This is a genomic window from Loktanella sp. DJP18 (assembly GCF_049310965.1).
GTDB lineage: Bacteria > Pseudomonadota > Alphaproteobacteria > Rhodobacterales > Rhodobacteraceae > Loktanella.
In genome coordinates, this window is record NZ_JBMERN010000018.1 from 56937 (window position 1) to 65928 (window position 8992).

At 62.2% G+C, this 8992-nt stretch carries 9 protein-coding genes; 7 read left to right on the forward strand and 2 right to left on the reverse strand.

What is annotated here, in order from left to right; translation table 11 throughout:
• Window positions 1-35 precede the first annotated feature (35 nt).
• Window positions 36-620, forward strand: a complete 585-nt coding sequence (locus ACOI1H_RS07720; RefSeq protein WP_422436394.1) for a TRAP transporter small permease — start codon at window positions 36-38, stop codon at window positions 618-620.
• Window positions 617-2113, forward strand: a complete 1497-nt coding sequence (locus ACOI1H_RS07725) for a TRAP transporter large permease (protein WP_422436396.1) — start codon at window positions 617-619, stop codon at window positions 2111-2113. The genes ACOI1H_RS07720 and ACOI1H_RS07725 overlap by 4 nt, the downstream gene beginning before the upstream one ends.
• Here ACOI1H_RS07725 and ACOI1H_RS07730 read toward each other — a convergent pair.
• Both ACOI1H_RS07730 and ACOI1H_RS07735 read right to left on the reverse strand, forming a co-directional pair.
• Entirely contained in the window at window positions 2100-3191 is a 1092-nt protein-coding gene (locus ACOI1H_RS07730) for a CaiB/BaiF CoA transferase family protein (protein WP_422436397.1), read from the reverse strand. The two genes, ACOI1H_RS07725 and ACOI1H_RS07730, sit on opposite strands and share 14 nt — an antisense overlap.
• Before the next feature lie 15 nt (window positions 3192-3206).
• Window positions 3207-4385 carry an acyl-CoA dehydrogenase family protein gene (locus tag ACOI1H_RS07735; protein ID WP_422436399.1) on the reverse strand — a complete coding sequence of 393 codons (1179 nt, stop codon included), beginning with the start codon at window positions 4383-4385 and terminating at the stop codon, window positions 3207-3209.
• A gap of 169 nt (window positions 4386-4554) precedes the next feature.
• Between ACOI1H_RS07735 and ACOI1H_RS07740 the strand changes: the two genes are divergently transcribed.
• The 5 genes from ACOI1H_RS07740 to ACOI1H_RS07760 all read left to right on the forward strand — a co-directional run bounded on the left by ACOI1H_RS07740 (window position 4555) and on the right by ACOI1H_RS07760 (window position 8965).
• Complete coding sequence (locus ACOI1H_RS07740) at window positions 4555-5118, forward strand: hypothetical protein (RefSeq protein ID WP_422436400.1); 564 nt, start codon at window positions 4555-4557, stop codon at window positions 5116-5118.
• A gap of 48 nt (window positions 5119-5166) precedes the next feature.
• Window positions 5167-7728, forward strand: a complete 2562-nt coding sequence (locus ACOI1H_RS07745) for a methyl-accepting chemotaxis protein (protein ID WP_422436402.1) — start codon at window positions 5167-5169, stop codon at window positions 7726-7728.
• A gap of 110 nt (window positions 7729-7838) precedes the next feature.
• The gene (locus tag ACOI1H_RS07750) at window positions 7839-8312 is read left to right on the forward strand and encodes a chemotaxis protein CheD (protein WP_422436403.1); all 474 of its coding nucleotides are present in this window, start codon (window positions 7839-7841) and stop codon (window positions 8310-8312) included.
• Between the two features lie 12 nt (window positions 8313-8324).
• Window positions 8325-8600 carry a hypothetical protein gene (locus ACOI1H_RS07755; RefSeq protein WP_422436405.1) on the forward strand — a complete coding sequence of 92 codons (276 nt, stop codon included), beginning with the start codon at window positions 8325-8327 and terminating at the stop codon, window positions 8598-8600.
• Window positions 8597-8965 carry a response regulator gene (locus tag ACOI1H_RS07760; RefSeq protein ID WP_422436407.1) on the forward strand — a complete coding sequence of 123 codons (369 nt, stop codon included), beginning with the start codon at window positions 8597-8599 and terminating at the stop codon, window positions 8963-8965. Before ACOI1H_RS07755 ends, ACOI1H_RS07760 begins: the two co-directional genes overlap by 4 nt.
• Window positions 8966-8992: the final 27 nt, after the last annotated feature.

Sequence of the window (8992 nt, forward strand, 5' to 3'; positions counted from 1 at the left end):
TTCGCATCACTTGCAACCCTCACCGGACCTTGCCGATGTATGCTTTTTTCCTGCGCCTTTCGAAACTGATGGCCTGGCTGGGCGGCGGGATGCTGACTGCCCTGATCCTGCTGATCTGCGCCTCCGTTCTGGGTCGCGAACTGAACAGCCTGCTGCATGGTGACATGGTGCAAGGCATCGTTCCCGGTCTGGCGGACTGGCTGTTGGCCGCAGGCGTCGGTCCGGTGAACGGCGATTTCGAGCTGGTAGAGGCCGGGATCGCCTTTTCGATCTTCGCCTTCCTGCCGCTGTGCCAGTTGACCGGCGGCCACGCGAGCGTGGACGTCTTCACGACTTATCTGCCCGACAGGGCGAACCATGGTCTGCGGCTTGCGACGGATATCGTCTTTGCCGCCGTCATGGTGCTGATTGCCTGGCAGCTGTGGCTTGGTCTTCTGTCCAAGCGGGAGTCGGGGCAGATCACCTTCCTGCTCGAAATGCCGGTCTGGTGGGCCTACGCGTTGTCGATGACCGGGGCCGTCACCGCTGCCGCGGTGGCCTGCTACATCGCCGTGGTACGGCTGCGTGAAACGGCGACGGGTGCCGTGATCCTGCCCGCCGATCTGGGGGCAGACCATTGAGTGACCTGACCATCGGGATCATCTCGTTCCCGGCCTTGCTCGCGCTGATCTTCCTGCGGGTGCCGATTGGCCTCGCGATGTTCCTGGCGGGGCTGTTCGGGTTGATCCTCGTCACCGGCGACACGACCATCGCCTTCGCCCGCCTGAAAAGCGAGACGTTCACGACCTTCTCCAGCTATTCCCTCTCGATCATTCCGATGTTCCTGCTGATGGGTCATTTCGCGACACTCGGCGGCATGAGCCAGGCGCTGTTCAAGGCTGCCGAAGGCTTCCTTGGCCATCGCAAGGGTGGTGTCGCGATGGCCGCCATCGGGGCCTGCGCCGGGTTTGGCGCGATCTGCGGATCGTCCCTGGCGACCGCGGCCACCATGTCCCGCGTCGCCTTGCCGGAACTCCGCCGCTACGGCTATGCGGGCGGGTTTTCCACCGCGACACTGGCGGCGGGCGGCACGCTCGGCATCCTGATCCCGCCCTCCATCGTGCTGGTGATCTATGCGATCCTGACCGAACAGAACATCGCCAAGCTGTTCCTCGCGGCCTTCATCCCCGGCGTGCTGGCGGCGATCGGTTATGTGATCGTGATCTCGATCTACGTGCGCCTGTATCCCGAAAGCGCCGGCACCCGCCCGCGCGTCGGCTGGGCCGACCGGATGCGCGGCATCCTCGCCGTCTGGCCGGTGCTGGTCGTCTTCGCGCTGGTCGTCGGTGGCATCTACGCGGGCTGGTTCACCCCGACCGAAGGGGCCGCCGTCGGGGCCCTTGGCACCGGCATCATCGCCTTCGCCAACCGCGGGCTGACCTTTGCCACGCTGGGCGAATCCTTCATGGTCACGGCCCGGTCCACCGCGATGATCTTCTTCATCGTGCTGGGGGCTGCGTTCTACAACGGATTTCTCGCGCTGACGCAGGTGCCGCAGGAAATTGCCCTCTGGGTCGTGAACCAAGGGCTGTCGCCGCTGCTGGTCCTGACCGTGATCCTGATCTTCTACCTGATCCTCGGCTGCCTGATGGACAGCCTGTCGATGATCCTGCTGACGATTCCGATCTTCTGGCCGGTCATGCAGGGCCTTGATTTCGGCTTCGTGAGCCTTGTCGATTTCCAGTCCGTCAAGCTGGCCGAGCTGGTGCAATCGGGTGCCACGATCGCCCCCGACCTGCTGGCGCAGGCCCAGGTGGCGCTGGCGCAGGGAATGGAACTGACACGCGACCAGATGGCCGAACTTGGTCTGCGCGGCGCGACCGAAGGTGCCTTGGCGCGCATCAACACCGAACAGGTCGCGATCTGGTTCGGCATCCTCGTGCTGATCGTGGTCGAGGTCGGGTTGATCACCCCGCCCGTCGGCATGAATCTGTTCATCATCAACGCGATGGACCGCAAGACTCCGATGGTCGAAACCTACCGCGCGGTGATGTTCTTCGTGGCCTCCGATATCGTCCGGGTCGTATTGCTGGTCGCGTTCCCGGTCATCACCCTGGCGTTCATTCCGTGGTAGGCAAGGGCGGGACCGGGCCGTAGGTCCGATCCGCGCCTTTTACCCGTGCGCCGGGGGCGGGATAGCTGACGGGGCCGTTCACGGTTTCGACCGTGATCCGCCGCAGGTGCGGATGCGCCGACAGCCCGCCCATGTCGTTGACGCGGGCAAAGGCGATGTCGGCCAAGGCCAGCGCGGCCTCCGCGTCGTCCGCGCTGCGCCCGGCAAAGGCGGCAGCGACCAGCGCATCGCAGCGGTCGCGGTGCCTCACCCTTGCCACGTTGTTCGATAGCTCCGGGTCTTTGGCCAATGTGGCATCCGCCAGAAAATCACGCGCCAACGCCGCCCATTCCCTTTCGGACTGGATCGAGATCAGGATTTGCACGTCGTCCTTGGTCGTGAAGACGCCGTAGGGCGCGATCGACGGATGGGCGAGGCCGACACGCCTTGGCGACTTGCCGCCCTCATGGTTCAGCAACGGCACGGTCAGCCAATCGGCCATGACGTCGAACATCGACACCCCGATCAGCGCGCCGCGGCCGGTGATGCCGCGCGCGATCAACGCCTCCAGGATAGCCGCGTGGGCCGTCGCCCCCGTCGCGATATCGACGACCGACACGCCCACCCGCGACGGCTCCGACGGGCCGCCGGTGATCGAACACAGCCCCGATTCCGCCTGGATCAGCAGGTCATAGGCCTTGCGATCCGCCATCGGGCCGTCCGTCCCATAGCCGCTGATGATGCAGGCGATCAGGCGCGGGTAATCCCGCGCCAGCACCTCGTCCGTGAAGCCCAGCCGCCCCAGCGCGCCGGGGCGAAAGTTGCAGACCAGAACGTCAGCCGTGGCGAGTGCCTCCCGCAGCCGCGTCATGCCGTCGTCGGTCGCAAGGTCCGCCAGAACAGACGTCTTGCCCCGATTCAGCCAGACGAAATAACTGCTTTGCCCGGCCGCGACATCGTCATAGCCCCGCGCGAAATCGCCACCGGGACGTTCGAATTTCAGCACCGTCGCACCTGCATCCGCCAGCCGCGCGGTTGCAAAGGGCGCCGCAACCGCCTGTTCCAGCGCCACGACCGTCAGCCCTTTTAATGGTAACATCAGACCGTTCCCAATCTAATACGACCGGGGCAGGCCAAGCACATGCTCGGCCACGTAGGACAGGATCAGGTTCGTGCTGATCGGGGCAACCTGATACAACCGCGTTTCCCGGAACTTGCGTTCCACATCGTATTCGTTGGCAAAGCCAAACCCGCCGTGGAACTGGATGCAGGCGTTCGCCGCCTCCCAACTTGCCTTGGCGGCCAGCAGTTTCGCCATATTCGCCTGCGTGCCACAGGGTTCACCCGCGTCATACAGCCGGCACGCCTCGTAGCGCATCAGGTTCGCGGCCTCGACCTCGATAAAGGCCTCGGCGATGGGGAACTGCACTCCCTGGTTTTGTCCGATGGGCCGGCCAAAGACCTCGCGCCCCTTGACGTAATCCACGACCTTGTCGGTGAACCAGTAGCCGTCGCCGATGCACTCCGCCGCGATCAGCGCGCGTTCGGCGTTTAGCCCGGTCAGGATATAGCGGAACCCCATGCCTTCCTCGCCGATCAGGTTCTCGGCGGGAATTTCGAGGTTGTCGAAGAACAGTTCATTCGTCTCGTGGTTCACCATGTTCGGGATCGGCTTGACAGTCATGCCGTTCGCCATCGCGTCCTTGATGTCGACGATGAAGATCGACAGCCCGTCGGCCTTTTTCTTGACGTCCTTCAGCGGCGTCGTGCGGGCCAGCAGGATCATCAGGTCCGAATGCTGGACGCGGCTGATCCAGACCTTTTGTCCGTTGATGACATAGCGGTCGCCGCGCCTGACGGCCGTGGTCTTCAACTGCGTGGTGTCGGTGCCGGTCGTGGGTTCGGTCACGCCCATCGACTGCAACCGCAACGCACCGCTCGCGATCTGCGGCAAATAGCGCTGGCGCTGTTCTTCCGACCCGTGCCGCACCAGGGTGTTCATGTTGTACATCTGCCCGTGGCACGCGCCGGAGTTGCCGCCTGCGCGGTTTATTTCCTCCATGATGACAGAGGCTTCGATCAGGCCCAGGCCTGATCCGCCGTAGCTTTCCGGGATCAGGGCCGCCATCCAGCCCGCCTTGGTCAACGCATCGACAAAAGTGGCGGGATAGCCGCGCGCGGCATCGACTTCGCGATGGTAAGCCGCCGGAAATTCCGCGCAAAGCGCACGGATCGCAGCGCGAATGTCCTGAAAATCGTCCTTGGGGTGGGTCACTCGCAGGTCCTTCACCATGGCTGTATCGTTCTGTCCGCAGCCTGACCATGCTTGCCCGCCGATGTCAAAAATCGCCAGGCAGTACCGTGGCGATAAAAACTGTCCGTGGTTCAGGCCGAATTAAGGAATGTCTGTGCATGGTCCGTGAAGTCACACACGAAGCACTTCATTAAAGGAGAGTGCGCGCATGAAACGATACACCCTCTCCCTGTCGCTGATTCTCCTTGCGGCGACGTCGCCGGGCTGGGCGGCTGACGATGCCTACAAGGCATTTGTGACCGAGAAGGTGGCCGTCTGGATGGCAAAGCCACTCCCGCAGGCGGCGCTCGCCGCCGGGAACGAGGCACACGCCGCGCTGACCGAGGAGGATGTAAGCGGCCTGGACGCCCAGTGGCGCGACCAGATCGCGGCGTCTGACGGCGCTTTGATCACGCAGGTGCTGTCCGGCACGACCTCCGACTATCTGCGCCAGATCGTGGATGAATCGAACGGCGTCATCGCCGAAATCATCCTGATGGACAAACGCGGTCTGAATGCCGCGGTCAGCGTCGTCACTTCGGATTACTGGCAGGGCGACGAGGACAAGTTTCAGAAGACCTTTGGCCAGGGTGTCGGCGCCATCCACGTCAGTGCCGTCGAACTGGACGAATCCTCCGGCATCTACGTCGTGCAGGTTTCCGTGCCGGTCGTCAGCGCGCTGGGTGAACTGGTCGGTGCGGCCACTTTCAGTCTCGACGCAGAACGCCTCTGACCTCAGCGAAGTCCCGAAACCAATCACATTTTCGAAAGAGACCCGGCCATGATTTCCGGCATTGTCAACAGTACCTCGCTGACCATCAAGGTCCTGCTCATTTCTGCCCTGTCCATCTTCGCGGTCTGTGGAACGCTCGCGTTCCTCTACGCATCGGGCAGCAGGGACACGACCCGGGACCTCGTGCTACAACGCGGTGTCAGCGAGGCGAAACTCGTCGCCAATACGCTTTACGGTGCAACGCGTTTCAGTGATGTGGACAGCGCAAAGGCACTTTTGCAGAATCTGCTTGAGGCATCCGACGGCATCGCGCTTGCGGCGCTCGTCATGACAGTTGACGGAACTGTCCTGGCGGCCACCGACGCGACGCCCGACCTCATCACGGACCTTACGGAAAGTGCGACCTCGAACCTGGCAACCGGTCTGACGCAGATCGTTGTCGACGGCGATATCATCGCCGCACCGATCCGGAAATCCGTTCTGTCGGGTGAAGATGCAGGTCAAGCCGTCGGAATTATGATCTTTTCATGGAGCCCGGCGATCGCCGTGGCGCAGCATACCGCATCGGAAAGGCGAGCCATCCTGACCTCTATCGGGGTCGCGGTCCTCGCTCTGGGGCTGACGATCATGCTGGCCAGGATTCTCTTGATCCGCCCGCTCAATATTCAGCAGCAAAGTATCCACCGGATCAGCCAAGGCGAACTCGACGTGCCGTCGGGTGCACTGGACCGCCGTGACGAAATCGGCGCGATCGCGCAATCGGTCGAGGATCTGCGCGCCACGTTGACGGCCGCCGCCGCGGGCCAAAAGGAAATCGCCTACAAGGGAACAGCTTTCAATGCCGCGTCATCCGCGATGATGATGACGGATAACGCATTCAGGATACTCTACGCGAACCCGGCCATGATCGCGCTGTTGACACAGTTTCAGACCTATATTCCGCAGTTGTCGAAAGGCGTGACGGTCGACGGAGTCACGCAGTTGACAATGGATGATTTCCACCCCAACGCCCCCCACGTCCGTGAACGTCTGAAGCACATCGGCAATGACACCTTGCAGATAATGATTTCCTTCGGCGACAACCGTGTGTCCTTGGCGATTTCCCGGATCACTGATCGCGAAGGTCAACCGATCGGTTTGATCATGGAATGGTCCGACGTGACGGAACAATGGCTCAACAGCGCAATCCTGCGGGGTCTGGACAGTCAGCAGTTACGACTGGACCTCGATGCGGCTGGGCGGGTTCTGCGTGCGAACCGCAACCTGTGCACAGCGATCGGCCGCGATATGGATCAATTGATCGGTCAATCGTTCAGCAGCCTGATCGGCACGCAGGAGGCCGGTGCCCAGACGGCCGCCGAGATCATCACTATGGCGACCGACAGGGACATGTTTGCGGGGCAAATCGTACTCACGACAGCCGCAAACGCCAAAATCATCGTTGACGGCAACCTCAGCTGCGTGCGCGACAGCTCCAAGACGCCCATAAGGTTCATTCTTCTGGCTCGTGACATCACCCAAACCGAAACGGCTCTGAAAGATGCGGTCCGGACCCGCCAAGCGGCACAGCATGAGCAATCCCTCGTCGTCGACGCCCTGCGGATCGGATTGCGCCAGATGAGCGAGGGAAACCTTTCGGCCGTGATCGAGACACCATTCCCCGGCAGTTACGAAGACCTGCGGGCGGATTACAACGGTGCCGTGACGACGCTGGCCGATGCCATCCGCGGTGTCGTCGAAAACGCGGACAACATCTCGAACGAAGCGCGCGACATCTCGGGCAACACCGATGGCCTGTCGCGCCGCACCGAAGCGACCGCTGCGACGCTGGAACAGACCGCCGCGGCGCTCAACGATTTGACGACGTCGATCCGAGTGACGGCGCAGGGTGCAAAGGATGCTGACATTGCCGTGCGGGATGCCCGCAAGAACGCAGAGCAAAGCGGGCAGGTCGTGCTGGAAACCGTGTCCGCTATGGATCAGATCGCTCATAGTTCGGGGCGGATCACGTCGATCATCAAGGTCATCGACGACATTGCCTTCCAGACCAACCTTCTGGCCCTGAATGCCGGGGTGGAAGCTGCGCGCGCCGGTGATGCGGGCCGGGGCTTCGCTGTCGTCGCTTCCGAAGTGCGTGCCTTGGCGCAACGATCGTCCGACGCCGCTCGCGAAATCAACGACCTCATCGACAAGAGCGGCAGCCAGGTTAAGCACGGCGTCGATCTGGTCGGCCGGACCGGCAGCGCCTTGCAAGAGATCGTGGACTCCGTGTCGCGCATCTCGGGTCTCGTCTCGACAATCGCGGAATCGTCCCTGCTGCAATCGACCAGCCTCAACGATATCAACGCCTCTCTCAACCAGCTGGACCAGTCCACGCAACAGAATGCCGCGCGACTGGAAGAAACCACAGCAGCGAGTGAAAGCCTGCGCAAGGATGCCGTCGCCCTGGTCGAAACGGTTTCCTACTTCAAGCTGGCAGGCAGCCACGACGGAGGCGATGCCGTCGTGCCGTTCCGCGCCCGACCCCGTCCGCCGCGGGCACCGGCCGAACTAACACGCGCTGCGCTTCGGCCAGAAGCAGCGGCGGCCGGCGGGTGGGAGGATTTCTGACCGCGCACGTCGATCGTTCATGAAATCAATGGCAGATTGATCAGCTGATGCTCCATCCTCCAGAACCTTCGACCCGAGAGCGCGTGGTGCATGTCATTCAGGGATCGCACATGATTTCGGAAGATCCGCAGACCGTTCTGACCACCATTCTTGGGTCATGCGTAGCGGCGTGCCTGTGGGACCCCGTTACCGGGATCGGTGGGATGAATCACTTCCTTCTGGCTACCGGACCTGAAAACGGCACGGCCGGCTATCGTTATGGATCACACGCGATGGAACTTCTGATCAACGATCTGCTGAAACGGGGCGCCGTCCGAAGCCGTCTGCGCGCCAAACTCTTCGGCGGTGCCATGATGCAGGACAATTTCGGCAGGATCGGACGGGAGAATGCTGAATTTGCCCTAAAATTCGTCCGCGATGAGGGGTTCGCCCTTGTGTCGCAAAGTCTTCTCGGGACGCAGGCCCGCCGGATCCGCTTCATGCCGACGACCGGGAATGCGCAGCAACGCCTCGTCTCTGAAACCGATGTCCCGCCAATGAAAAGGCAGGTGGATCCAGCCACCGACGATATCACCTTCTTCTGAATGGATGCAGCCATGATCGACGTCATCACCTTGCCAGACAAACTCGACTCCGGTGCGGCCGCCGGATTGCTGTCGACAATCAAGGCCGCGCGCGGCGCACCCCTGACGCTGGACGCTTCGGAATCGAAATCCATCGGTGCAATCTGCGCCCAAATCATCGTCGCGGCCCGGTCAGCCTGGGCCACTGATGGCCATGCCTTCGTACTGACGAGATGGGCCAGCATCGCCGACGATCTCAGACTCCTAGGTCTGCATGACCAGTTTGACGAAGCGAACATTTCATCATGACCTTGAAAATCCTTGCCATCGACGACTCCCGGACCATCCGCGAGATGCTGCGCATGGCGTTGGCGAATGCCGGCTTCGACGTCCATCTGGCGAATGACGGCCAGGAAGGACTCGAGGCGCTGGCCACCATCGCACCTGATGTCGTGATCACGGACATCAACATGCCGCGGCTCGACGGGTTCGGCGTAATCGAGGCGATCCGCGGGGGAACGGTGCTGAACACGTTGCCGATCCTGGTTCTGACCACCGAAAGCGCGCAGGACCTGAAGGATCGTGCGCGCAATGCCGGCGCGACCGGATGGATCGTGAAACCGTTCGACGACGCCAAGCTGATCAGCGCGATCCGTCGCATCGCTGCCGTCTGAGGGTCTCATGAGCACACTGAACGACAT